20 protein-coding genes, 1 tRNA gene and 1 pseudogene are annotated in these 25,263 nt (G+C 69.3%); 10 read left to right on the plus strand and 12 right to left on the minus strand.

Translation table 11 applies throughout. The features are described from left to right. Positions 1–653 precede the first annotated feature (653 nt). Both QNO14_RS10235 and QNO14_RS10240 read right to left on the minus strand, forming a co-directional pair. Positions 654–938, minus strand: a complete 285-nt coding sequence (locus QNO14_RS10235) for a helix-turn-helix domain-containing protein (protein WP_257505182.1) — start codon at positions 936–938, stop codon at positions 654–656. 27 nt (positions 939–965) lie between these two features. Then, a complete protein-coding gene (locus QNO14_RS10240; RefSeq protein WP_257505183.1) occupies positions 966–2,093 on the minus strand; it encodes an HIRAN domain-containing protein in 1,128 nt (375 codons plus the stop codon). A 395-nt stretch (positions 2,094–2,488) separates the two neighbouring features. On the opposite strand from QNO14_RS10240, the gene QNO14_RS10245 reads away from it, so the two are divergent. Beyond that, entirely contained in the window at positions 2,489–3,742 is a 1,254-nt protein-coding gene (locus tag QNO14_RS10245; protein WP_257505184.1) for a restriction endonuclease, read from the plus strand. Positions 3,743–4,278: 536 nt separating this feature from the next. Here QNO14_RS10245 and QNO14_RS10250 read toward each other — a convergent pair. Beyond that, positions 4,279–4,353, minus strand: a tRNA-Arg gene (locus QNO14_RS10250). Between the two features lie 167 nt (positions 4,354–4,520). On the opposite strand from QNO14_RS10250, the gene QNO14_RS10255 reads away from it, so the two are divergent. Continuing rightward, positions 4,521–4,802, plus strand: a complete 282-nt coding sequence (locus tag QNO14_RS10255) for a Fe-S cluster assembly protein HesB (RefSeq protein WP_257505185.1) — start codon at positions 4,521–4,523, stop codon at positions 4,800–4,802. Positions 4,803–4,866: 64 nt separating this feature from the next. Here QNO14_RS10255 and QNO14_RS15360 read toward each other — a convergent pair. Together QNO14_RS15360 and QNO14_RS10260 are read right to left on the minus strand one after the other, a co-directional pair. Continuing rightward, positions 4,867–5,051 (minus strand): annotated as a pseudogene (locus QNO14_RS15360) (hypothetical protein); the annotation flags it as partial. Positions 5,052–5,150: 99 nt separating this feature from the next. Next, entirely contained in the window at positions 5,151–5,729 is a 579-nt protein-coding gene (locus QNO14_RS10260; RefSeq protein ID WP_257505187.1) for a hypothetical protein, read from the minus strand. A gap of 72 nt (positions 5,730–5,801) precedes the next feature. Here QNO14_RS10260 and QNO14_RS10265 point away from each other — a divergent pair, with 72 nt between their 5' ends. Further along, a complete protein-coding gene (locus QNO14_RS10265) occupies positions 5,802–6,572 on the plus strand; it encodes an EcsC family protein (RefSeq protein ID WP_257505188.1) in 771 nt (256 codons plus the stop codon). Between the two features lie 36 nt (positions 6,573–6,608). On the opposite strand, the gene QNO14_RS10270 is transcribed toward QNO14_RS10265, so the two are convergent. The 6 genes from QNO14_RS10270 to QNO14_RS10295 form a co-directional block, all read right to left on the minus strand. After that, on the minus strand, positions 6,609–10,103 hold the full coding sequence (locus tag QNO14_RS10270) for an error-prone DNA polymerase (RefSeq protein ID WP_257505189.1): 3,495 nt from the start codon (positions 10,101–10,103) through the stop codon (positions 6,609–6,611). 30 nt (positions 10,104–10,133) lie between these two features. Then, positions 10,134–11,669: a DNA polymerase Y family protein gene (locus tag QNO14_RS10275; RefSeq protein WP_257505190.1), complete on the minus strand. Its 1,536-nt coding sequence runs from the start codon at positions 11,667–11,669 to the stop codon at positions 10,134–10,136. Further along, positions 11,666–12,370, minus strand: a complete 705-nt coding sequence (gene imuA', locus QNO14_RS10280) for a DnaE2-dependent mutagenesis accessory factor ImuA' (protein WP_257505191.1) — start codon at positions 12,368–12,370, stop codon at positions 11,666–11,668. Before imuA' ends, QNO14_RS10275 begins: the two co-directional genes overlap by 4 nt. A 380-nt stretch (positions 12,371–12,750) precedes the next feature. Then, complete coding sequence (locus QNO14_RS10285; protein ID WP_257495577.1) at positions 12,751–13,248, minus strand: HNH endonuclease; 498 nt, start codon at positions 13,246–13,248, stop codon at positions 12,751–12,753. A gap of 362 nt (positions 13,249–13,610) precedes the next feature. Beyond that, positions 13,611–14,414, minus strand: a complete 804-nt coding sequence (locus QNO14_RS10290) for a M23 family metallopeptidase (RefSeq protein ID WP_257505192.1) — start codon at positions 14,412–14,414, stop codon at positions 13,611–13,613. 337 nt (positions 14,415–14,751) lie between these two features. Further along, complete coding sequence (locus tag QNO14_RS10295; RefSeq protein WP_257495575.1) at positions 14,752–15,453, minus strand: iron-dependent transcriptional repressor DtxR; 702 nt, start codon at positions 15,451–15,453, stop codon at positions 14,752–14,754. Between the two features lie 108 nt (positions 15,454–15,561). Between QNO14_RS10295 and serC the strand changes: the two genes are divergently transcribed. Beyond that, the gene (gene serC / locus QNO14_RS10300) at positions 15,562–16,674 is read left to right on the plus strand and encodes a phosphoserine transaminase (protein ID WP_257505194.1); all 1,113 of its coding nucleotides are present in this window, start codon (positions 15,562–15,564) and stop codon (positions 16,672–16,674) included. A 12-nt stretch (positions 16,675–16,686) separates the two neighbouring features. Here the strand turns inward: serC and QNO14_RS10305 are convergent, their stop codons facing one another. Beyond that, positions 16,687–17,319: a TetR/AcrR family transcriptional regulator gene (locus QNO14_RS10305; RefSeq protein WP_257505196.1), complete on the minus strand. Its 633-nt coding sequence runs from the start codon at positions 17,317–17,319 to the stop codon at positions 16,687–16,689. A 165-nt stretch (positions 17,320–17,484) separates the two neighbouring features. Here QNO14_RS10305 and QNO14_RS10310 point away from each other — a divergent pair, with 165 nt between their 5' ends. From QNO14_RS10310 to QNO14_RS10335, 6 genes are all read left to right on the plus strand, one after another. Beyond that, complete coding sequence (locus QNO14_RS10310) at positions 17,485–19,140, plus strand: ABC transporter substrate-binding protein (RefSeq protein ID WP_257505197.1); 1,656 nt, start codon at positions 17,485–17,487, stop codon at positions 19,138–19,140. Positions 19,141–19,214: 74 nt separating this feature from the next. Further along, on the plus strand, positions 19,215–20,081 hold the full coding sequence (locus QNO14_RS10315) for an ABC transporter ATP-binding protein (RefSeq protein ID WP_257505198.1): 867 nt from the start codon (positions 19,215–19,217) through the stop codon (positions 20,079–20,081). Then, on the plus strand, positions 20,078–20,881 hold the full coding sequence (locus QNO14_RS10320; protein ID WP_257505200.1) for an ABC transporter ATP-binding protein: 804 nt from the start codon (positions 20,078–20,080) through the stop codon (positions 20,879–20,881). Before QNO14_RS10315 ends, QNO14_RS10320 begins: the two co-directional genes overlap by 4 nt. Then, positions 20,878–21,861 carry an ABC transporter permease gene (locus tag QNO14_RS10325; RefSeq protein ID WP_257505201.1) on the plus strand — a complete coding sequence of 328 codons (984 nt, stop codon included), beginning with the start codon at positions 20,878–20,880 and terminating at the stop codon, positions 21,859–21,861. The genes QNO14_RS10320 and QNO14_RS10325 overlap by 4 nt, the downstream gene beginning before the upstream one ends. 1 nt (position 21,862) lies before the next feature. After that, positions 21,863–22,915 (plus strand): ABC transporter permease, encoded by a 1,053-nt coding sequence (locus QNO14_RS10330; RefSeq protein ID WP_257505203.1) that lies wholly within the window; start codon positions 21,863–21,865, stop codon positions 22,913–22,915. Further along, positions 22,912–25,209, plus strand: a complete 2,298-nt coding sequence (locus tag QNO14_RS10335; RefSeq protein WP_257505205.1) for an exo-beta-d-1,3/1,6-glucosidase — start codon at positions 22,912–22,914, stop codon at positions 25,207–25,209. Before QNO14_RS10330 ends, QNO14_RS10335 begins: the two co-directional genes overlap by 4 nt. Positions 25,210–25,263 lie beyond the last annotated feature (54 nt).

The raw sequence follows: 25,263 nt of genomic DNA on the forward strand, positions 1-25,263 counted from the left end.
CCTCGCCCGATCGCCGGGCTCCAGGAGACAGGGTCCGCCGTCCGTCCGCGCAACACGGACGTCCGAAGTATTAACTCTCGCGGGACCGAGACGACCGGCGGAGGCCGTATGGCGCTCCACCGCCAAGTGTGGGATCAGCCGCCCCATATCTGCACAAACTCCTCGCCCGCTACCGAGACCACGAGCTACGAGCTGGCTGGCGGGGCTGGACACCCGATCGCGTGGCCCCGGCTGAGCTCACCCCGCCGTCGCCGAGACCGTGCGGAGACGCCGCACCACGCTGCGCACGGCATTGACGGCTGAGGGCCTCGATGCGGGGCAGGGTCGCCACCGCCTGGCACCAGCGTGCTGAAGGACTGGAACCACCGTCGACGTCCACGCTCTGCCGCGTCCTGCACGTCGCTGGCCCGACCCGCGTGCGCCTTTCTACAAGCCGGGTGGTGGGGATCCTCACGCAGCGGGACGAGGGCTCAGTCGACCGCCCTACCCTTCAAACTCGTGAGTGCGGGCGTGGGCGTCAACGCCATGGGCGGCCCGGGCGTCGAGGACGCGCTGGTCCCTGAGCGGAGAGCCGTCGCGAGCTGGGTCGTCGTCTTCGTCTGCCGAACGACAGCGATCGAGCCGCACGTCAACGCGCTGCAGGCGCTTCCTGCTCAGATCCAGTCTGGGTTGACCAGGTCGAGCATGTTGCCGTCAGCAATCCCGCGCCTCTCAGCCTCATTGCGGGCCTGCCCGCTCGTGAGGCGCCGGCGCCGTGCCGACGCGGCATGGTCGAGGCGCGTCAGGTTTGCTTCAGGCGCCGCGAAGAACCGAGCATCTGCGAGGTATGTCTTGGTTGTAGACGAACTCACACCGAGTCGGATCGAGATCTCCGCGCGAGTCAGCCCGGCATCCTGCAGGGTCAATGCCTCATTCGCAGCGTCGAGTCTGCGCTCCATCGATGCGCGGTGTCGGTCGCTGAGACCTCAGGCGATGGGACCTCGAGAGATACCGCTCTCACTGAGAATCTTGGCGGCACGCCCCTTGCCCAGTTTCACCTCGCGCTCGATCTGAGCGTTCGACTCGCCGCGCATTGCGCGCTGTAGAACCTCCTGCTTGCGCTCGTCGCTGATCCGAGATGCTTGGCGGACTTCGACGTCCGCAGCAATCCCGAGTTCCTTGACGATGCGGTCGACGCGTCCACGAGGAATCTGCAGCTCTTCCGCGATCTCTGCGCGGGTAAGCCGCTCGGTAGCGAGCACTTTGATCGATTCGCGCTCCGCAGCCTTCGCAGCTTCCTTTTCGGCTGCTCGGGCCGCCGCTTCCTCGAGACGCACCGTCTGCATAGCGACGTCGAATGCCTTCGGCAGATCGGAGCTCGCCTGCGTGGGCAAGGTGAGCTCCGGGAATGCCGGCGAGTATCGAATCAGCTTCTGGGCGGCCTCCTCGGACAGGTGGTACCAGTCGTCGCGAATCTCGTCCTGAAGACTCACGTCGAGTGCCTCCCAGAGACGGCGGAACCCCAGGCTCTGCTCCTCCATGGACGGCATGTACCGATCCAGCCCAGGCAGGGTCGGGAGCGCGACGAAGGCCTCCGGGGTGGCCAGCCGGATCCCCGGACGATAGAACGCGCGGTACGCCGCCGCCGTCCTGACACGGAGCCCCTGATAGTTCAGCTGCCGGAACTTCCAGTGCGCGTAAGCGGCATAGCCGCGCGAGAGGTTGCCAAGCTTGACGCCTTCGTACTCGACAGCAACCGCCGTGGGGTCATGCGGGTTATCGGGCGTGGGGACGAGATCGACGATGATCGCTCGCGCCTCGCCGGCAGGAATATCCCACGTCGATGCCGCCACGTAGTCAGTACCACGCACGGGGCTCCACGTCGGTGCGAGGCCGTATCCCGCTCCCGGCCCATAGATCGGCGCGCCGCTCGCTTCCTCGTGGGAGACCAGGACGAGGATGCTCTCGGGGTCGGCATACTCGCGGGGGTTGCGCTTGTACGCCTCACGACAGGCTTCACGCCACTCCTGCCGGTCGGCCCCTTCCATGTACCACCACTCGCGCGAGTCCGCATCTCCGTTGGGCCAGAACCGATTGGGGTCGAACGCGTTCATCAGGTCACCCTAGCGTCGGACGATAATGCGCTCAGCGAAGTTCCTCAGAATTGCTCGGCGGAGGTGGCCAACTTGAGTGAGCGCTGTCGCATGGCACGCTGCGTACGTCCGGTGCGCCGAGAATGATCGGTGAGGTTCAGAGTTTCAAAACTCGCGTCGTAGCAGTCCGCCGACTTCGGTGTCGAGGATGACTGAACGATGCCGTCCTTGTACCGAGGCTCTTCGACCACGTCGGGGGATGTCGTTGCTGTCGATGGGGTAGAGAGCTGTTGCCCAGCGAGCGAACGCATTCGCCACGGAGCCAACTTGGTGCGTTGCTGGCCTTTGGCCCTGACATCACACCGGCTCGGGCATTCACCCCGACCCGGCGCCAACGCCATAGATACCCTGTCGGTGTGACTTACACCTGGCAGCAAGCGGAATCCCTCGCGGTTGAGCATATGCACGCGCTGGGCTTCTCCGACGCGAAGACCACAGTTGGCGGTGCCGATGGCGGGATCGACGCCATTTCGGAGACCTACCGAGTTGCGGCGCAGGTGAAAAACTACGTCACGGCGGTCGGCCGGCCTGACATCCAACGGCTCGCCGGCGCCGCTCATGGCTACGCAGAGCACCTCTTTTACGCGCTCAGCGGCTACTCGCAGGCGGCGCGTGATTACGCCGACGAACGTGGCATCGCGCTCTTTTCCTTTGACGAAACAGGCGCGGTCTCGCCGGAAAGCCGCAGAGCCTCAGAGCTGAACGAGAAGCACAAGTCCAATTCACGAGCCGAACGTGTGATGGCGAAGCATACCGAACTCCAACGCGCGCAACACTTGCGGGAGAACGAGTCCCCCTCCATCTGGGACCACGAACGGCACACTGAATATCCCGTCGCCGTCCGTCGACATCTCTCCGTCATTGAGATGTGGCCGGAGTTCGAAGCGCGCCTGCGAGCCCTCGGCGATGGCGCACAGCTTGACGAGTTCGAGCAGCTGCTGGCCGGCGCCTTTAGGCTGTTCGACGAGCAGGAGGCAGCGGAGCGAGTCATCCCGCGGCACTGGGATATCGAGCTCGCGCGGCTGGAAGCGTACCGGGCGCTCGTCTTCCAGATTGAGAGTCGCTTGACTTTCGCCCTGCGGTCAGAAGTCGATGTGCGTGGACTTCTCGACCTGGCGGAGTTCGACGGGGCCTCGAGGTCCGAGATTGCGTCGGGATCGCCGAACCGGCCCGTGGCCCCGCTGGCAACCCAGGACGATTGGGACCACTTGTGGCGTAGACGAGCAACAGTGATGGTTCGACTGGGTGCACTACGGTACGCGATGGCCGAGCTCGACAAGAAGGGCCGATTCAAGCCCCATTGGACCGTGCGGAGTCCGCGTTTCAATCAGGAACTGAGCGAGATTGCGCCGCTGCTCGAGCGGCAGTCCTTCTGGGTCGGCCCTGACCACTTCAACGTCCGCTACGCCGACACCACTGCAGCAGCGAATCGCACCATTGAACTCGAGACCTCACTAACGGGCGTTTGGCAGAACATGCCGAAGCCGAAGGACCGTCTCGACATCGTCTCGCTCGTGAACGCCCAGAGCGAGGAATGGATGCTTGACAACGCCCCGCGCGAAGAAGTCCGGGCACTTCGGGCGGCAGGCTTCATACCGGCACCCTTGTGAAAGGCGAGCCCGTGTCGAGGGCGCCGATACTCTGTTCGTGGACACCACGCGGCAGGCCGCCGAGACGTTGGCAGTTCGTCACATGCGTGCGCTCGGTTATGGAGATGCGCGGGGCTCGGTGCCATTTTCTCAGGCTCATCGCATTGCCGCGCAGGTGAAGGACTACTCGGGTCCCCTCAAGCGTCCCTCCTGCAGAACTGCTGCGGCGAGCCAGTACCTGACCCGCACGACGTCGCGCTCTTCACCCGAGCCATGAGCTCTCTTGTCATTCCTTTCAATGCGCACACCGGCCAGTTGAAGGCGGCGCTGGAGGCCGAATCAATGCTCGAGCGCATCCGCGCTCGAGACTCTGAGACGACCCGATAAGCGTTCCGGCGCGCGTACGGGTCTATTGATCGATCGAGACTCTGCGGCGTCGAAAGGGCTTTGAAGTCGGTCGTCGCTGGCCTCAGAGCCCCCCGAGGGCGGGCAAAAAGCAGGCAAAACCGGATCCTCATGGTCTAGCCACAGAAAAGCCTGGGTCAGACATGAAAAAATGGTGCCCCTGGAGGGACTCGAACCCCCAACCGTTTGCTTAGGACGCAACTGCTCTTCCATTGAGCTACAGAGGCTGACCGGTCGATTCTACCGGCCGGGTCGCGGGCGACCGACCCAACCTCCGTATCCGGTGGGAGTCCGCCCAGACGTGGCGTCTCGGGTTGCATCCGCCTCGCATTCTCGGAATCGTGGCCGGCTCGCAAGCCAACCGGTTCGCAGCCATCCACGGAAGGAGAGCACCATGCTCACACTCACCGAGAACGCCGCAAGCGCAGTCAAGACCCTCACGTCGCAGATCCCGACCAAAGTCGGCGGCCTGCGCATCCGTGAAGCCGACCAGGCAGAGGCCGGCTTCGAGTTGGCCTTGGCCTCCTCCCCCGAGCCCAGCGACGCGGTCATCGAGACCGACGGCGCGCGGGTGTTCGTCGAGCAGGCGGCCATGGTTCCGCTTGACGACCGCGTGCTCGACGCGCAGGTCGGCGAGGACGGATCGCTGAGCTTCGCGCTCGGCGTGCGCCCCTGACGCGCACCACGAGACGACAGGCCCCGGGTTGCGACCTGGGGCCTTTGCCGTATGTCAGCGGAAGTCGCGAGCGGTGCGTCACCCGCACACGCAGATCCCCAAAGGCATCCGCCACCAGGTTCGTCACCCCTTCCGGCGAGCGCTCCAGCAGCCCTCTTGCGATGAGCGCGGGCGAATCGCGCAGGATGCGGCGATACCGGTTCCACGCCCCACCCAGCAGACGACGTTGACCAGGCCGTGCTGTTCTTTATCCGACGGCCGATCTCCTGCAAAATGGACGTGACGCGCAGCCCGCACGGATGGCACCCCGCCTGCCCATATCGGGCCTGCCGATCGTGAGCACAGCATTTAGCATGACGGCAGCGCCGAGTGCCAAGCATGACCCTCTGGTAGTCCGACGCGTGGGTCGAGAGCGAGCGTGCGATACTCCGTCGGCAGCAGCACCGGACACTTGCTCTCGTCGATGTCGAGCAGGTCCCACCGGTCCTCGTACTGTTCAAACGTACGAATGTGCACTCGCGAACGTGAGGCGGGAACGTTGCGCTTGCCAATGGGGATACCCGGCTCAGTCAGCCAATTCTGGTGCGTAATCCAGGCAGCAGCGGCGACATGGGCGCGTGGCAGCACGAAAAAGCGGGGTGGAACTGTCGTTTCGGTCAGCGCCCCGACCATCACGAAATACTCGTGCTCCGACGCACTTGGCTGTTGCGACTTGTCGCCGAGCGGCCAGTTCACGTGGCGCCAGGCGGTGTTCATCGCAGCCTTGACCTGCACCTCGATGAGACGACGCTCTCCGTCGGTCTTGACCGCGAGGATATCGGTGCGTTCCAGCCCATCGCGTGTTAAAGCTGGCGCCCACCCTCGGCGCGCGAGTTCCGCCGCGGCATAGTGCTCACCGACGGTCTTCGTCTGCTTGGTATCGACCATGACGAGAGACTATCTTCGCCGCTCTCCTACCACACGCGTTGTTGTGTCGCACTCTCGCGATAGCGTGACCGCATGACCGAATCCAAGGAGATCGCGAACCCCAACACGGGGTTCGCGCAGGTGCTTGACGCAGCAGCGAAACTGCCCGGTGTGAGAATCAACCGGGCCGCGTATCTTCGGTCTGCGCTTAGACGGTACTGCACCGAAGAACAGATCGAGCGCGCGATCGCCGAGAGCCCTGCGGCAGCTGGCATCCCGCTCAAAGTCATCACGGACGTCGCGAACACGTCAATCACCTTTGAGACCAGCAAAGTGACCGGCCTGTCGACCTTTGCGGGCATTCCCGGCGGCCTGGCGATGATCGGGACAGTGCCGGCCGATCTCGCTCAGTACATGGGACACATGCTCCGCATTTCCCAAAAACTTGCCTACGTATACGGCTGGCCGGACTTGTTCGCCGATTCCGGCGAGGAGCTCGATGAAGCGACCGAAAACCTGCTCATCCTGTTCGTGGGCGTGATGTTCGGTGTCCAAATCGCACAGGGCGGTGTTTCCAAAGTCGCGGGTATGGTCGCCGCCAGTGTCGCGAAGAGGCTTCCCCAGCAGGCACTCACAAAGGGCGTCCTCTACCCGATCGTCAAGCAGGTCTCGAAGCATCTTGGTGTGACGATGACGAAGAAGCTCTTCGCGAGTGGTGTAGCGAAGTCGATCCCCCTGTTGGGGGCAGTCCTTTCAGGCGGCCTCACCCTCAGCACGTTCCTCCCCATGACCAAGCGCCTCCAACGCCACCTCGTGAGCTTGGAACTCACCAAACCTGGACATCGATCAACGCCCGTCGAGTAAAACGGCTTTCTCTGCGGGGCTTACGTGGCGCGTTACTCACCGGAAGTCCCGCGACCGGTGCATCACTCCCACCCGCAGGTCCTCGAAGGCATCCGCCACCAGGTTCGTCACGCCCTCGGGTGAGCGCTCCAGCAGCCCGCGCGCGATGAGGGCGGGCGCATCGCGCAGCACCCGGCGATAGCGGTTCCACACCCCCACCGAGCAGACGATGTTCACGAGGCCGTGTTCGTCCTCGAGGTTCAGGAACGTCACCCCGGATGCCGTCGCCGGCCGCTGCCGGTGCGTCACCAGGCCCGCCACCTCCACCCGGCGGCCGGTCTCGTGCGTGCGCAGCTCGCCCGAGGTCAGCACCCCGCGGGCATCGAGCTTCGGCCGGTAGTGGGCCAGCGGATGGTCGTCGGTCGAGATGCCGGTGGCCCACAGATCCGCGGCGAGCACCTCGTAGCTGGTGGGGTCGGAGAACAGCGGCGGCTGCACCGCCACCAGTGTGCCGGGGAGGAACTCGGCGCGATCCTGCGCGGCGGAGCCGGCGAGCCAGATCGCCTCGCGGCGACTGAGCCCGAAGCATCCGAACACCCCCGCCGCCGCCAGTGCCTCGAGCTGTGCAGCGGTCGCCCCGGTGCGCCGCACCAGGTCGCGCAGGTCGCGGTACTCCCCCGACGCCTCGCGCTCGGCCACGATGCGCTGGGCGAGCGGCTGGCCGATGCCTTTGACCGCCGCGAGCCCCAGGCGCACGGCGAAGGCGCCGTCGCGGCGGTGCGCCGCCGACTCGTCGGGGGCCGCAGGATCGAAGACGGGCACCGGGGGTTGCTTGCGGTCGGTGCAGGCATCCCGCCCCGTCGGCCTCCTCCCGGAGACAGGCGGGCTACCGAAGACAGGACGATTGCGCCCGGAAGCGTCCTGTTCCGGTGATTCCTCCTGTGTCGGTGACGACGGCGACCCCGCCGCTGCGCCCGCCTCCCCCACCGGCTCGAGCACGGCCTCCACCCCGGAGCGGTGCAGGTCGGGGCGCAGCACCTCGACGCCGTGGCGGCGGGCATCGGCGGTGAGGGTCGCCGGCGAGTAGAACCCCATCGGCTGCGCGCGCAGCAACCCGGCGAGGAACGCCGCCGGGTAGTGCAGCTTCAGCCACGAGCTGGCGTACACCAGCAGCGCGAACGACAGCGAGTGGCTCTCGGCGAACCCGAAGTTCGCGAACGCCTGGATCTTGGCGTAGATGTCGTCGGCGAGGTCCCCGGTGATGCCGTTCTCGGCCATGCCGGCGTAGAGCTTCTTCTTCAGCGAATCGATCCGCTCGATGCCGCGCTTGGAGCCCATCGCGCGGCGCAGCACATCGGCATCCGCCCCGCTCAGCCCGCCCACGGCCATGCCCATCTGCATGAGCTGCTCCTGGAACACCGGAATGCCGAGGGTCCGCTCCAGCACCGGCTTGAGCTTGGGGTGCGGGTAGGTCACGGGCTCGTGCCCGAGCTTGCGCCGCACATACGGGTGCACCGCCCCGCCCTGGATGGGCCCGGGCCGGATCAGCGCGATCTCGATGACGAGGTCGTAGAACCGCCGCGGCTGCAGGCGGGGCAGCAGGCCCATCTGCGCGCGCGATTCCACCTGGAACACCCCGATCGAATCGGCCCGGCACAGCATGTCGTAGACGGCCTGCTCCTCCTTGGGCAGGGTCGACAGCTCCCACCGCTCCCCCGTGGCATCCGCGATGAGATCGAAGCTGTACTGCAGAGCGGCGAGGATGCCGAGCCCCAGCAGGTCGAACTTCACCAGCCCCATCCACGCCGCGTCGTCCTTGTCCCACTGGATGACCGTGCGGTTCTCCATGCGCGCGTGCTCGATCGGCACCACTTCGCCCACGGGCCGGTCGGTCAGCACCATGCCGCCGGAGTGGATGCCGAGATGCCGCGGCGCCTTCAGCAGCTCGGTCGCATACTGCAGCACCCGGTCGGGGATGTCGTGCACCTCGGCAGCGGCGTCGGCTTCGGGGAGCGGCCCCCAGTGCTCCACCTGCTTCGACCAGGCATCCTGCTGCCCCGGCGAATGCCCGAGCGCCTTCGCCATGTCGCGCACGGCGTTCTTCGGCCGGTACTGGATGACGTTGGCCACCTGCGCCGCCCGCTCGCGCCCGTAGGTCGCGTAGACCCACTGGATGATCTCCTCGCGCCGATCACTGTCGAAGTCGACGTCGATGTCGGGCTCCTCATCGCGCAGCGCCGAGAGGAAGCGCTCGAACGGCAGGTCGTAGGCGATGGAGTCGACGGCGGTGATGTCCAGCAGATAGCAGACGGCGCTGTTGGCGGCAGAGCCTCTCCCCTGGCACAGGATGCCGCGGCGGCGCGCCTCTTGCACGATGCCGTGGACGATGAGGAAGTACCCGGGGAAGTCCTTCTGCTCGATGACCCCGAGTTCCTTCTCGATGCGCGCCCGGTCGGCGTCGGTCGCGTCGGGGTACTTGCGGGGAACGGCTTGCCACACGAGGTGCCGCAGCCACGTCATGGTGGTGTGGCCCTCGGGGACGGGGAGCTTCGGCAGTGCGGGCTTGGCGCGCCGCAGCGGGAAGGCCAGCTCGTCGGCGAGGGCGACGGTGCGGGCGATGGCGCCGGGGTAGCGGGCGAAGCGTTGCGCCATCTCGCGGCCCGAGCGCAGGTGCGCGCCGGCGCCTGCGGGGAGCCATCCGTCGAGCTCGTCGAGGCTGCGGTTGGCGCGGACGGCCGCGACGGCGGCGGCGAGGTCGGCCCGCTCGGGGGCGGCGTAGTGCACGTTGTTGCTGGCGAGCACCGGCAGGCCGCGTTCGGCGGCGAGGGATGCCAGTACGTCGTTGTCCCGTGAGCCGGTCGGGGCGCCATGGTCGATGAGTTCGACGTTGACGGCATCGGGGCCGAATAGGTCGACGAGCAGGTCGAGTTCGCGGGCGGCGCCGGCGGGCCCCTCGGCGGCGAGCGCGGCGCGGACGGCGCCCTTGCGGCATCCGGTCAGCACCGCCCAGTGGCCGTCGGCGCGTGCGGCGAGGTCGTGCAGGTCGTAGACGGGGCGGCCCTTCTCGCCGCCCGACAGCTGCGCGTGGGTGAGGGCGGCCGCGAGGCGGTGGTAGCCCTCCTCGCCGCGGGCGAGCACGAGCAGGTGGCGACCGTGCGGGTCGGGCTCGCCGTTCTGCGGGCCGGGCAGCCCCAGCGAGAGCTCGGCGCCGAACACCGTCTTGACGCTGCGGGCCTCGGCGGCCTCGGCGAACCGCACGATGCCGTAGAAGCCGTCGTGGTCGGTGACGGCGAGGGCGTGCAGGCCGAGGCGCTCGGCCTCTTCGACGAGCTCTTCTGGGGAGGAGGCGCCGTCGAGGAACGAGAACGACGTGTGCACGTGCAGCTCGGCGTACGGCACGACGTCGTCGGGGCGGGCGATGGGCGGGGGTGTGTAGGCGCCGCGCTTTCGGGACCAGGCGGGGCTGTCGCCGCCGTCGGCGCCGGCGGGCTTGCGGCCGCTGAGCAGGCGCTCCATCTCGGACCACGACACCGAGGGGTTGTTGAAGCCCATCAGCGGGGGTCCGTCGTCTTCGGGCGAGGGTCAGTCATAGCGGCCCTCCGCCGACCAGTCGCCCGCCTCGCAGACAAGCAGCCACGCGGACTGCTCGGCATCCACCACCTGGAACCGGTGGGCGCGCCGCGCGCGGGCGGCATCCCACCCCCGCTCGCGCACCGGCCACGGACCCGCCCACGCGGCGATGCGCCGGCGCCGTCCATTCTCGACCAGCACCGCCGGCGGCGCCGTCAGCGCGTCGCGGTCGCCGACGGCCACCGTGTCGCCGTCGGCGTCGACCACCGTCACCGGGCGCGGCGGATCGAACACCGTCGACGGCAGCGGGTCGGGAAGGCTCCCCGGCCATGGCCTCTCGCGGGGCTTGGCGAGCACCGGGCGGTCGCCCCACGGCACCAGCACCTGTCTCTCGCTGAGCCACCGCCCCCCGCCGACGACGGGGGTCACCACCCCGCGATGCCCGAGCATCGCCTGCACCCGCGACAGGGCATGGTGCACGCGCTCGTCGGGTCCGCCACCGAAGAGCGAGCGCACGTGGTGGGCGGCGGCATCCACCGTCTCGGGAGCGATGCGCACCCGCGTGACGGCGCTGCGCAGCCCCGCCTCGCCCAGCTGCCAGCGCACCCGGTCGACCACCTCGCCGGCGGTGAACGCGCCGGGATGCAGCCACACCCGCTCGCTCGTCTCGGCGCGGTCGCCGGTGATCTGCACCCGCAGCTCGGTGCACACGAGGTCGAGGGCGCCGAGCGCGCCGATGAACTCCTCGGCGGCGACGCGCATGGCGAAGGCCACCTGGTCGGCGATCTCGAGCGGCGGCTCGAACGACACCTCGCGGTCGAGATCCGGCGGCGGCGTACGCGGCTGCACGGGACGCGAGTCGCGCCCCGCGGCGAGGGAGTGCAGGCGGATGCCGCGCTCCCCCAACCGCTCGCCGACGCGCTCGGCGGGCAGGGCCGCGAACTGCCCGAGGCTCTGCACACCGAGCCGCCCCAGCAGGTCGACGACGTCGGGCTCGTCGAGCACGGTGATCGGCAGCGGCGCGAGGAAGGCGGCGGACTCCCCCGCCGGCACGATGCGCACCGGCGCCTCGGCGAGGGTGCGGCGGGCGGCCTGCTCCGCGGTGAAGGGGCCGTCGGCGATGGCGATGCGGGCATCGGTGTCGCCCATCGCGTCGCGCAGGGTGTGGGCGGCGCGCTCCTCGCCGCCGTAGTAGCGGGCCGGCCCCCGAGCGCGCAGCGCACACAGGCCCGCCCGCATGAGCTGCACCCCGGGGGCGAGCTCCTCGATCCGGGCGATGAGCGGGGCGAACACCCGCTGGTCGCGGGTGGGGTCGGCGTCGGCGACCGTCAGCTGCGGGCACCGCGCCTGCGCGTCGCGGCGGCGCTGGCCCCGGCGCACCCCCTCGGCGCGGGCGGCGGCGGAACAGGCGACCACCGCCCCCTTGTCGAGCACGGCGACGGGCGCGGCGGCATCCACCCCCGCCTCACGGGCGAGGGCGACGACGGGCCAGTCCGGCAGCCACAGCACGAGGGTGCGGGGCACGGGGGCATCGGGTGCGGTACTCATCCCGCCGCCCGGATCGGAAGCGGCATCGGTGCCGAGCGCGGCACCGGAGTGGATGCCGCGGCCACCTGCCCCGACGATGCCGGCAGCTGCACGCGCGCGCGGCGCGGCACGGGCGATCGGCGGCTGCTTACGGTGACGGTGAGCTCGCGCGCGGCGAGGTAGCCGTGGCCGTCGCCGACCCCCGACCACACCGGGTCGCTGACGTCGATCATCGCCTCGGTCTGCGGCCACGTGCCCTGCACCAGCAGCACCGCGCCGCGCTCGCGCAGGCGGGCGGCGAGCCGCGAGATGTCGGCATCCCTCGCCCGCGAGGGCGGGCGCACCGCCACCACGGGCAGCACCTCGGCGACGGCGGCCGTGACCGCCAGCCACCGGGTGCCGGGCTCGGGGATCAGTACCAGCTTGTCGAGAGCGACCCCCACCCGCTCGGCCGCCTCGGCGCCGAACTCGGGCATGCCCACGACCCCGCACCAGGATCCCGCCTGCGACGGCGGGGCCAGCAGGGCGGAGAGCAGGGTGAGCGACGAGCCGAGTGCGTACGCCGACCCCGGCCGCAGCCCTCGCCCCGGGAGCAGGCCCGCGAGCGCCGGGTCGGCCGGCAACACGGGGGCATCCATCCGCCGCCCCTGCACGCGCTCGAGCTGCGCGCGCAGACGCTGCACGTCTTCTGCAGCAGCTGGATTGCGCACGATCGACCTCACCAACACAGACTAGAACGGATGTTCTAGATCATCAACGTCGTGGTCGAAGATACGCTCGGGTTCCGACATCGCCTCCGGGCGTGTGAGTGGCGGGATCCCGGCCCCTGTGGCCCGCCTCGTCCCCTGCCTCCCGAGGCCAACTCCTCAAGAATCGATGCCGGGCCCGCCGATCACCGGCATCCGCCCGCGCTTCGCCGGCCGCCTCTTCACCGCGAGAAACCACCTTTCGGATGAGAAACACCGCATTGCGTGGTGTCTCACCCCGAAAGTGGTTTCTCGGCGGGGTGGATGCCGCGGCGGGGTGGATGCCGCGGCGGCGCGGATGCGGCGGCGGGACGGATGCCGCAACGAGCGCGGCCGCCGCAACGCACCGGAGTCCGCTACGCGGCAAGCGCCAGGTACGGCTCCCACCGCGGGTCGGCACGCTCGGTGCCGCGCACGGTCCACTGCCCGCCGCGCGGGGCGTGCGGCACGAGGCGCAGCTCCCACCCCATCTCCTGCGGGGTGCGGTCGCCCTTGGCGTTGTTGCAGCGCACACATGCCGCGACGAGGTTCTCCCACGAGTCCTCGCCCCCTCGGGACCGCGGCATCACGTGGTCGATCGTCGTCGCGGTCTTGCCGCAGTATCCGCAGTGGTGCGCATCGCGGCGCAGCACCCCGCGGCGGGTCACCGGCACGCGACGCGCCCCCGGCACCCGCACATAGCGGGTCAGCAGGATGACGGCGGGGCGGTCGTACGCCCCGCTCGCGGCCCAGACCGGGTCACCCTCGACACATTCGACGATGGTGGCCTTGTCGTTCATCACGAGCACCAGGGCCCGCTTGAAGGAGACCACGGCGAGCGGCTCGTAGCCGGCGTTCAGCACCAGTGTGCGCACAATCGATGTCCTCTCGAATGGCCGGGACGGATTCTCGGATATTCGACTCACGTGACGATCGATCGGCGGCGGGCACGAAAAAGGGCATGAAAAAAGGCGCCGTCTTCACAGACAGCGCCTGGCGCGCGGCGGCAGAGCCGCAGCATCCGTTCTCATGATGCCGAAGGGCGAACAGCCCGAGCACATCCGTGGTTCGGATGCGTCGCGTGCCGCCCATCGGCTTCCCTCCGCCTTCTCTCAGCGTCGGGATCAGGGTAACCCACCCACACCGCACCGGCTCCGGAGCGCGGATGAACGGCGGGTGCGCGTGTCGCACGCGCACAGCGATCCAGCGTCGGCACGAACCTCGCGACGACGCGGCGTCAGCCTGCGTTGGACTGGAGCCAGGCCAGCGGGTCGATGTACGAGCCGTTGACCTGCACCTCGAAGTGCAGGTGCGGGGCCGTCGCGTACCCGGTCTGACCGACCTGGCCGATCAGCTGCCCGGCCTGCACGGTCTGGCCGGCCGAGACGACGCGGGTGCCGTAGGACATGTGGGCGTAGGTGGTGCTGACCTTCTGGCCGCCGACGACCGAGTCGATCATCACGACGGCGCCGTAGCTGCCGCCGCCGTCGGTCGAGGTGCGCACGACACCGGATGCCGCAGCGAAGATCGGCGTTCCCGTACCGGTCATCATGTCGAAGCCCTTGTGTCCGGCGTATCCACCGAACAGGTTGTAGCTCTGGTAGCTGAAGTCGGCGACGGGCCAGCGCACTTCGCCCGACCCCGCGGCCGTCATCGACAGGTCGACGGAGGCGACCGATCCGGTGCGACGGGCGGTGGCTGCGGCAGCGGCGCTCGCGGCGGCGCGGGCTGCAGCGGCCTCTTCGGCCTTCTTCTTCTCGATCTCTTCGGGCGTGGTGGCCGAGTAGCTGTAGCGCTCGAGCGCCTCGGGCGTCGCCTCGGATGCCACGACGAGCGACTGCGCGTTGTCGGCGGCGGCCTGGTGCAGCGTGACCGCTTCGGCCTCGCTGACCGGACGGGTCGTCGCGGCGTAGGCGGGCAGCGCGACGGTGGCGATGAGTCCGACGACCATGGCGACGATCGCGAAGCTGCGGGCGGGCTTCGCCTTCTCGCGACGGGCGAGCGGCGAAGCGGGCACCGTGGCCGCGGAACGGCGGCTCATCAGCCGGGAAGCTGTCAGTGCGGGGCTGAGACGGGTCCTGCGCGTTGCTCCCGTGGGAGCGATCTCAGCGTCCTCGCGAGACAGATCGTGGTTTTCGGTCAAGTCACCCTCCGGCGCCTCGGCGCCGGGTGGACGCTGGCTCGTCAGCTATCGGTGTCGGGGCACAGATATGCGGGTTTCCCACAGGGACGACGAGCCGCTGAGGCGATCCCGATGGTATCCGTTGGCGGGCTTCTCGCCGTTGGACTCTCCGACGGTACCGCAAGATAACGAACAAGTCACGTTCTGGTGGACAGATGCTCCAACGCGCCCGCTGGGGAGGCGTCGCCCGCCGCGGTCAGACGCGGTCGTCGACGAGGAAGATGTGCGACGCGACCTCGACCGGAAGCTCCAGCGCCTCGTCGTTGTCGTCCATCTGCACGAGCACGTATCCCTCGTTGTAACGGAAGTCCCCCACGCCCCCGGGAACCACCCCGGCGGCCCGCAGCTGCTTCAGCAGCTCGGGGTCGACCTGGGCCGGTTCGGCCAGGCGTCGGACGGTCCCGCGGATCGGTGCGTCGGCGGCGTTGAGGCGCCGCACCAGTCCCACCACACCCATGTCGAAGGTCGTGGCCGGCACGTCGCCCAGCTGGTCGAGCCCCGGGATCGGGTTGCCGTACGGCGACTCGGTGGGGTGACCCAGCAGCTCGATGAGGCGCCGCTCCACCTGCTCGCTCATCACGTGCTCCCAGCGGCAGGCCTCTTCGTGCACATACGACCAGTCGAGGCCGATGACGTCGCTGAGCAGGCGCTCCGCGAGCCGGTGCTTGCGCATGACATCGACGGCCTTCTGCCGGCCGGCATCCGTCAGCTCCAGCCGCCGGTCCTCCGACACGACGACCAGGCCGTCGCGCTCCATGCGTCCGACGGTCTGCGACACCGTGGGGCCGGAGTGTCCGAGACGCTCCGAGATACGGGCGCGCAGGGGGATGATGTCCTCCTCCTCCAGCTCCAGGATGGTGCGGAGGTACATCTCGGTGGTGTCGATCAGATCGGTCATCAAAGCCTCGATGTCAGGAGCGGTGCCAGCCCTTCCAGCCTATCGCGTGGCCGTCATACGACTCCGGAGCGGCCGGGATGCCGCCGGGCACGGCCCTACAATCGGCACATGGCCCACGTGACGCTGCCCCGAGAGATCCTGCCCGTCGACGGTCGCTTCGGCTGCGGCCCCTCGAAGGTGCGCGCCGAGCAGATCGCCTCGCTCGTCGGGCCCGGGCTGGCGATCCTCGGCACCTCCCACCGCCAGGCGCCGGTGAAGAGCCTCGTCGGCAGCGTCCGCGCGAACCTCGGTGAGGTGTTCCGCCTGCCCGACGGATACGAGGTGATCATGGGCAACGGCGGCTCGACCGCCTTCTGGGATGCCGCCGCCTTCGGCCTCATCGAGAACCGCAGCCAGAACCTCGTCTTCGGCGAGTTCGGCGGCAAGTTCGCTGCCGCGGCCGCCGCCCCGTGGCTGCAGGCCCCGGATGTGCGCAAGGCCGAGCCCGGCACCCGCACGGTCGCCGAGCCCGTCGAGGGCGTCGACGTCTACGCCTGGCCGCACAACGAGACCTCCACCGGCGTCATGGCGCCCGTCGAGCGCGTGCACGGCGACGCCGGCGCCCTCACCGTCATCGACGCGACGAGCGCCGCCGGCGGCATCGACTTCTCGGTCGGGCAGGCCGACGTCTACTACTTCGCCCCGCAGAAGAACCTCGGCTCCGACGGCGGACTGTGGTTCGCCCTCGTCTCCCCCGCCGCCATCGAGCGGATCGAGCGCATCGCGGCATCCGGTCGGTACGTCCCCGAGTTCCTGAGCCTGAAGAATGCGCTGGACAACTCGCGCCTGAACCAGACGCTCAACACCCCCGCGCTGACGACGCTGTACCTGCTCGACAACCAGCTGGACTGGATCATCGGCAACGGCGGGCTGCAGTGGGCCGACGGGCGCACGCGCGAGTCGTCGACGGTGCTCTACGACTGGGCCGAGGCGACGTCGTACACGACGCCCTTCGTCGCCGACCCCGCCGACCGCTCGCAGGTCGTGGTCACGATCGACTTCGACGACGCGGTGAATGCCGCCGAGGTCGCCAAGGTGCTGCGCGCCAACGGCATCGTCGACACCGAGCCGTACCGCAAGCTCGGGCGCAACCAGCTGCGCGTGGCGACCTTCGTCTCCATCGAGCCCGACGACGTGCGCCAGCTCACGCGCTGCATCGAGCAGGTCGTCGACGCCCTCTGACCGGGGCGGAGGTCACCCCAGCGGCGACGGCGGCGCCTGCAGCACGGCGGCGACGATGGCCTCGATCCCGAACTCCGTGGCGCGGCCGAGGTCGACCTCGTCGGGGTCGAGCAGCCACTGCACCTGCAGCCCGTCCATGACGGCGAGGATCGCCGCGGACGCCTGCGCGATCGTGTCGGGTCCCTCCACGCCGCGCTCCTCGCACAGGGCGTGGAAGGCGTCGGCGACCTCGGCCCGCAGCGTGCGGTAGCGCTCGAGGAAGTAGTCGCGGCCCGGGTGGTCGTCGGTCACCGACTCGGCCGAGAGCACGACATAGGCCTGCACGACCCCCGCGCGCTGGGCGTTGCGCAGCGCCGTGCGCACGAGGTGGCGGAAGAGGTCGACGCCGTCGGGGATGTGGGCGCCTTCGAGCCCGGCGACGTCGGTCTTGTCCCGGTGGGCGAGCATCTCGATGAGCAGCTGATCCTTGGAGCCGAAGTGGTGCAGGATGCCGGCGTGCGTCATGCCGACCTGGTCGGCGATGTCGCCCAGGGTGCCGCCGCTGAAACCCTTGCTGCCGAAGACCTCGACCGCTGCGTCGAGGATCTCGTTGCGGCGGGCGAGCGTCTCCGGTCGCGACCGCACAGCGCGTCGTTCTGTGTTCATAGCTGGAGTCTATGTTGCGTTACTTACTGACAAGAAGGTAAGTTTCAGGGGCACTCGCTGCCGAGGCACCGCACAACCGGAGAATCCTCCTCGCGCGGTCACGACGCCGAGGGCGCCCCCACCCGAGGGCATGGCTGCGCTGTGCCCCACCATGAAGGAGAAGCAATGAGGCTCAAGCCCTCTTTGGTCGCCGCCGGCGTCGCCGCCGCGCTGGTGCTCACCGGCTGCTCGGCCGGAGGCTCGAACGACGCAGGTCCCGAGGCCGGAGCTGCCCTGACGATCGCGAAGCCCGACGGGCCGATCACGACCGAAGGCAACAACCCGTGGGTCGGGGACTCCTCCGCCCTGCGCCTGGGGTACGCCAACGCGATCTTCGAGCCGCTGGGCATCGTGAACCTCGTCGACCCGAGCGCCGAGGTCAAGCCCTGGCTGGCATCGGAGATCACCTGGGCCGATGACTACACCTCGGTCTCGCTCACCGCACGTGAAGGCGTCACCTGGAACGACGGCGAGCCCTTCACCGTCGACGACATCGCCTTCACGTTCTCCCTCATCAAGGACACCCCGGGGCTCGACACCGGCGCCCTCGGCATCACCGACGTCGCCGTCGACGGCGACACCGTGACCGTCACCTTCGGCACCTCGATGTTCGTCAAGCAGGACAAGGTGCTGCACAAGCTCATCGTCCCCGAGCACATCTGGGCGGACGTCGAGGACCCCACCACCTTCACCAACGAGGAGCCTGTCGGCACCGGGCCCTACGTGCTCTCGAACTTCAGCACGCAGAGCGTCGAGCTGACCTCGCGCGACGACTACTGGGGCGGGGAGCTCGCCGTTCCGACGCTCTACTACGTCTCCTACGCCGACAACACGGCGCTGACCACGGCGCTCGCCAACGGCGACGTGGACTGGGCGCAAGCGTTCATCCCCAACGTGCAGTCGGCGTTCCTCGACAAGGACGAGGACAACGTCTACTGGGCGCCGGCGGGTCTCGGCATCGACACGATGTTCGTCAACACGCAGGAGAAGCCGTTCGACGACGTCGCGTTCCGCACCGCGGTGAACATGGTGATCGACCGCGAGCAGCACGCCGAGATCGCCCGCGAGAACGGCGTTCCGGTGCTGTCGTCGGTGACGGGTCTTCCCACCCCCGCCGGTGACGCCTACATCACCGAGCAGTACGAGGGCGCGGAGCTCACGGTCGACGTCGAGGGCGCCAAGGACGTGCTCGAAGGCGCCGGCTACACCTGGGAGGGCGAGACGCTCGTCGACCCCGACGGCGAAGAGGTCACCTTCACGCTGTCGGTGCCGCAGGGCTGGAACGATTACGTCACCGGCGTGAGCCTCATCTCCGACGCGGTCGCGCAGCTGGGTGTGACCGCCGCGGTCGACACCCCCGACTCCGACTCGTGGTGGGCCGCCAAGGGCGAGGGCGACTTCCAGGCGATCCTGCACTGGACCGACTCCGGCCCCACCCCGTACGACCTGTACAGCGACATGATGGACGGCCGCTTCCTCAAGCCCCTCGGCGAGCCGGCGGACTTCAACTTCGGTCGCTTCGACAGCCCCGAGGCCACGGCCGCGCTCAACACGTACGCCACCACCACCGACGACGCCGAGCGCGCCGCCGCCCTCGAGACGATGCAGCGCATCTTCGTCGAGGAGGTCCCGGCCATGCCGATCGGCACCCGTCCCTTCATCAGCGAGTTCAACACCCGCAACTACGAGGGCTGGCCGAGCGACGACGACCCGTACGTCAACGCCGACCCGACTCAGCCCACGTCGGTGCTGATCCTCACTCAGCTGAAGCCCGCCAGCTGACCCACTAGACCGCGGCATCCGGGTCGTTCCCCCCAACGACCCGGATGCCGCCTCACTCTCTGGAAGCCGTTCGCATGACCGATGACGTTCTGCTGGAGATCTCCGACTTCAGCGTCACCTACGACGTGGACCCGCCTGTCGCGGCCGTCCGCGACGTCTCCCTCCAGATCCGCCGCGGCGAGATCCTGGGCCTGGCCGGCGAGTCCGGCTGCGGCAAGACCACCCTCGCCTACGGCGTGCAGCGGCTGCTGAAGCCACCGGCCGTCATCACCGGCGGATCCGTCGTCTTCCACGACGCCGACGGCACGAGCGTCGCCATCGGCGAGCTCACGGACGGCGAGATGCGCACGTTCCGCTGGTCGAAGGCATCCATGGTCTTCCAGGGCGCGATGAACGCCCTGAACCCCGTGATGACCGTCGGCAAGCAGCTCGCCGACGTCTTCATCACCCACCGCCCCAAGATGGGCCGCGCCGAGCGCACCCGCGAGTGCGGCGACCTGCTCGACATGGTCGGCGTCGGACGCGACCGGCTGCGTTCCTACCCCCACGAGCTCTCGGGCGGCATGCGCCAGCGCGTCATGATCGCCATGGCCCTGGCGCTGCGCCCGCAGCTGATGATCATGGACGAGCCGACGACCGCGCTCGATGTGCTGGTGCAGCGCGACATCCTGCGCCAGATCTCCGAGCTGCGTCACGAATTCGGCTTCTCCGTGGTCTTCATCACCCACGACCTGCCGCTGCTGCTGGAGATCTCCGACCGCATCGCCGTGATGCGGGAGGGCCGCGTGGTCGAGCTCGACACCGCCGAGAACCTCTACCGCAACGCCCAGCACGAGTACACCCGCACGCTGCTGGGGTCGTTCCCCAGCCTCACCGGAGACCGCGGCGACTTCGTGCGCGGCGCCGGCGACCGCCTCGTCACGACGGAGGACCCCCGATGACCACCCTCGAGTTCCGCGGGGTCACCAAGCGCTACCGCGTGCGCGGCAGCGGCCACATGCTGGCCCTCGACGACGTGAGCCTCCGCCTCGAATCCGGCGAGACCGTGGCGCTCGTCGGCCAGAGCGGCAGCGGCAAGTCCACCATCGCGAAGATCATCACTCAGCTCGAGCGCGCCACGAGCGGCGACGTGCTGCTCGACGGCGCCCCGCTCCCCCGCGGCGGCCGTGCCCTGCGCCGCTACCGCCAGCAGGTGCGCATGGTGTTCCAGGACCCGTTCGCGTCGCTGAACCCGTACCACACGGTGCGCCACCACCTCGAGCGTCCGCTGCGGCTCGACCACGTCGTGCCCGGCGACGAGGTCGAGGGCGAGGTGCGCCGACTGCTCGAGCGGGTGCGCCTCGAGCCCGACAGCACGATCGACCGTCACCCGCATGAGCTCTCCGGCGGGCAGCGTCAGCGCGTCGCGATCGCGCGCGCACTGGCATCCCGCCCGGCACTCCTCGTCGCCGACGAGCCGGTCTCGATGCTCGACGTGTCGATCCGGCTCGGCGTGCTGAACCTGCTCGCCGAGCTGCAGCGCGAGTCGAACCTCGGCGTGCTGTACATCACGCACGACCTCGCCACCGCCCGCCACTTCAGCGACCGCATCATGGTGCTCCACCACGGCCGGGTCGTCGAAGAGGGCCCCGCGGACGACGTCATCCTGCGCCCGCAGCACGAGTACACCCGCGCGCTGCGTGACGCCTCGCCCGACCCCGACCGGCACTTCGCCACCTCCACGGAAGGACCCCTGTCGTGAGGTTCGCCGCACGCCGCACCGTCTTCTACCTGTTCACCGCCTGGGCGGCCATCACCATCAACTTCTTCCTGCCGCGCATGATGAAGGGCGACCCGATCTCGGCGTACCTGCAGAAGAACCAGGGCACCATCAGCCCCGAGGCCGCCGACGCGCTGCGCACCCTCTTCGGGCTCGACACCGACAAGAACATCCTCGAGCAGTACATCGACTACTGGGGCCTGCTGCTGCGCGGCGACCTGGGCCGCTCGTTCTCCCACGGCCTCGCCCCCGTCACCGACGTCATCGGCACCGCGCTGCCGTGGACGGTCGGACTCGTCGGGCTCGCGACGATCATCTCGTTCTTCCTCGGAACCGCCGCCGGCGCGATCATCGGCTGGCGTCGCGGCCGCGGCTCGGACATCGCCATCCCCATCGCCACGTTCTTCTCCACGGTGCCGTACTTCTGGATGGGCCTCATCGCCATCGCCGTGTTCTCCACCGGCCTCGGCTGGTTCCCCGCCTCGCACGCGTATGCCAAGGGCGTGCAGCCCGGGCTGACGCTCGAGTTCATCGGCAACGTGATCTACCACGGCACCCTCCCCGCGCTGACGATCGTGCTCGCGTCGCTCGGCGGCTGGATGCTGGGCATGCGCAACATGATGATCACCGTGCTCGACGAGGACTACGTCACCGTCGCCCAGGCCAAGGGCCTGCGCCCGTCGCGGGTCGTCACCCGGTACGCGGCGCGCAACGCGATGCTGCCGCAGCTGTCGAGCTTCGCCCTGTCGCTCGGCTTCATCGTCGGCGGCACGCTCGTGATGGAGCTCGTCTTCAGCTACCCGGGCGTCGGCAAGCTGCTGCTGGATGCCACGAACGCGAAGGACTACCCGCTGATGCAGGGGCTGTTCCTCGTGATCACGCTGGCGGTGCTCATCGCGAACATCCTCGCCGACATCGCCTATGCGTTCCTCGACCCGCGCGCCCGCCAGATGGAGGCCTGACATGACCATCCCCACCACCACGGAAGCACAGGCCGGCACCGCGGATGCCACCCCGGCTGCGGCCCCCACCGCGGCCCCCACACCGCGCCAGAAGTGGGCGGCGTCGTTCGCGATGTTCCGCAACGCCAAGTCGCTCACCGGGCTCGCCATCCTCGGCTTCTTCGTGCTGCTGGCCGTGTTCGGCGACCTCATCGCCCCGTACGGACCGCTCGAGAAGGACTACACCGCGCTCAAGCAGGCGCCCTCGTGGACGCATCTGCTCGGCACCACCCACATGGGCGAGGACGTCTTCAGCCAGATCGTCTACGGCACCCGCGGGGTGCTGCTGGTCGGGTTCCTCGCCGGCATCCTCGCCACCATCGCGGCCGTCGCCGTCGGCGTGACGGCAGGCATGGTCGCCGGCTGGCGCAGCGAGGGACTGTCGGCCCTGACCAACGTGTTCCTGGTGCTGCCGGGCCTGCCGCTGATGATCATCATCGCGTCCCAGTACGACAACCCGAGCCTGTTCCTCATCGCGGCGGTGCTCGCCCTGACGGGATGGGCATGGGGTGCGCGCGTGCTGCGCGCCCAGACGATGTCGCTGCGCGACCGCGACTTCGTGCGCGCCGCCCGCGCCAACGGCGAGCCGCTGTGGCGCATCATCACGGTCGAGATGCTCCCGAACCTGATGGCGATCATCGCGTCGAGCTTCGTGGGCACCGTCACCGCCGCGGTGCTGGGTCTCACGACCCTCGCCTTCATCGGCATCATCCCCATCACCAACCTCAACTGGGGCACGATCCTCTTCTGGGCGCAGCAGAACGGCGCCTTCCCCGATTACTGGTGGTGGTACGTGCCCGCGGGCCTGTGCATTGCGCTCCTGGGCATGGCGCTCTCGCTGATCAACTTCGGCATCGACGAGTACGTCAACCCGCGCCTGCGCTCCGCCGGCGACCGTGCCCGCGCTCAGCGCAAGAAGGGCCTGAAGCCCACCAGCGGCGTGACCGCCGTGCGTCACACGCCCTCCCCCTCCCCCGCGCCCGCGCGCACCGACACGGAAGCACCCTCCGCATGACCTCGCACGTGACCCCCGACGCCCCATACCTTGACGCCGCGCTGCCGGTGTCCGAGCGCATCGCCGACCTGCTCTCGCGCATGACCGTCGAAGAGAAGGTCGGGCAGATGATGCAGCTCGACGCGCGCGACGACGTCGAGGACCAGGTGCTGCGCCGCCACGTCGGCTCGATCCTGCATGCCTCGCCCGAGCGCCTGCGCCTCGCCCACGACCTCGTCGCCCAGACGCGGCTGCGCATCCCGCTGCTCGTCGGTGAGGATGCCATCCACGGCCACTCGTTCTTCGTCGGCTCGACGATCTACCCGACGCAACTGGGCATGGCCGCCTCGTGGGACGCCGACCTGCTCGAGCGGGTCGCCCGCGCGACGGCGGTCGAGGTGGCCGCCACCGGCGTGCACTGGACCTTCTCGCCCGTGCTGTGCATCGCCCGGGACCTGCGCTGGGGACGCGTCGACGAGACGTTCGGCGAGGACCCGTTCCTCATCGGCGAGCTGGCCTCGGCGATGGTGCGCGGCTACCAGGGAGGCGGCCTGTCGGACGACACCGCGATCCTGGCGACGGCGAAGCACTTCGCCGGCTACTCCGAGACGCAGGGCGGGCGGGATGCCAGCGAGGCCGACCTGTCGCGCCGCAAGCTGCGCTCGTGGTTCCTGCCGCCGTTCGAGCGGGTGGCGAAGGAAGGATGCCGCACCTTCATGCTCGGCTACCAGTCGATCGACGGCGTGCCCATCACCGTCAACGACTGGCTGCTGAACGACGTGCTGCGCGGCGAGTGGGGCTACACCGGCACCCTCATCACCGACTGGGACAATGTCGGGCGCATGGTGTGGGAGCAGAAGGTGCAGCCCGACCACGCCCACGCCGCCGCGGCCGCCGTCAAGGCCGGCAACGACATGATCATGACCACCCCCGGGTTCTTCCAGGGGGCGCTCGACGCGATCGCGCAGGGCACGCTGGCCGAGTCCGACATCGACCGCGCCGTCTCGCGCATCCTGAAGCTCAAGTTCGAATTCGGACTGTTCGAGAACCCGCGCCTGCCCGACACCGCCCGCATCGCCGAGGTCGTCGGCAGCGACGCGCACGCCGAGCTCAACCGCGAGGCTGCCCGCCGCTCCCTCGTGCTGCTGCGCAACGACGGCGTGCTGCCGCTCACCGACGCGACGACGACGGATGCCGACGGGCGCGCCGCCGCAGCGGGCCCGGCTCGGCGCATCGCCGTCGTCGGCCCCCTCGCCGACGACGCGCAGACGCAGCTGGGCGACTGGGCGGGCAGCTCGGGACAGGCCGACTGGCTGCCCGACGGACAGCCGCGCCACATGATCACGACCGTCCGCGAAGGCCTGGAAGCGCACACTCCGGCATCCTGGAGCGTCGAGTACGCGCGGGGCGCCGACATCCTGACGCTCGCCGAAGACCCCGAGGGCGCGTTCTTCCCCGACGGGCAGCCGCGGCCGCAGGTCGTGGTGCCGTGCGCCCCCGACGACGCGCTGATCGCCGAGGCCGTCGCCGCCGCCGAGCGCTCGGACGTCGTGGTCGCCGTCGTGGGCGACCGCATCGAGCTCGTGGGTGAGGGCCGCTCGACGGCGACACTGGAGCTCATCGGCGGCCAGATCGCGCTGCTTGAGGCGCTGGCCGCCACCGGCAAGCCGCTGGTCGTCGTGCTGCTGGCATCCAAGCCGCTGGTGCTGCCGGCGTCGGTGCAGGATGCCGCGGCCGTGGTGTGGGCGGCGAACCCCGGTATGGCCGGCGGGCATGCTCTTGCCGAACTGCTTCTCGGGCTCGTTGAGCCGAGCGGGCGTCTGCCGATCTCGTTCGCGCGCCACTCCGGCCAGCAGCCGACGTACTACAACCAGATCCGCGGGCAGCACGGCGACCGGTACGCCGACCTCACCCAGAGCCCGGCGTGGGCGTTCGGCGAGGGCCTCGGCTACACCGAGGTCGAGTACGACGCGCTCACGATCGACGTCGCCGAGCTCGGCACCGACGACGTCGTGCACGCGAGCGTGACGGTGCGCAACCTCGGCGACCGCCCCGCCCACGAGGTCGTGCAGGTGTACGTGCGCGACGTCGTGACGTCGGTCAGCTGGACCGACAAAGAGCTGAAGGCCTACCGCCGCGTCGAGGTGGCACCGCGCAGCGAAACCACCGTGCGCCTCGAGTTGCCGGTGGCGGACTGCACCATCGTCGATGCCGAGGGCCGCCGCATCGTCGAGCCGGGCGCGTTCGAGCTGCTCGTGGGCCGCTCGTCGCGGGATTCGGCGCTGCTGTCCGCACCCTTCACCGTGCAGGGCTGACCCGCCGCGGCCTTCGGCTCTTCGGCGCTTGGCCCTACGGGCCTTCGCGTGACG

Source organism: Microbacterium sp. zg-Y625, assembly GCF_030246925.1.
Classification (GTDB): domain Bacteria; phylum Actinomycetota; class Actinomycetes; order Actinomycetales; family Microbacteriaceae; genus Microbacterium; species Microbacterium jiangjiandongii.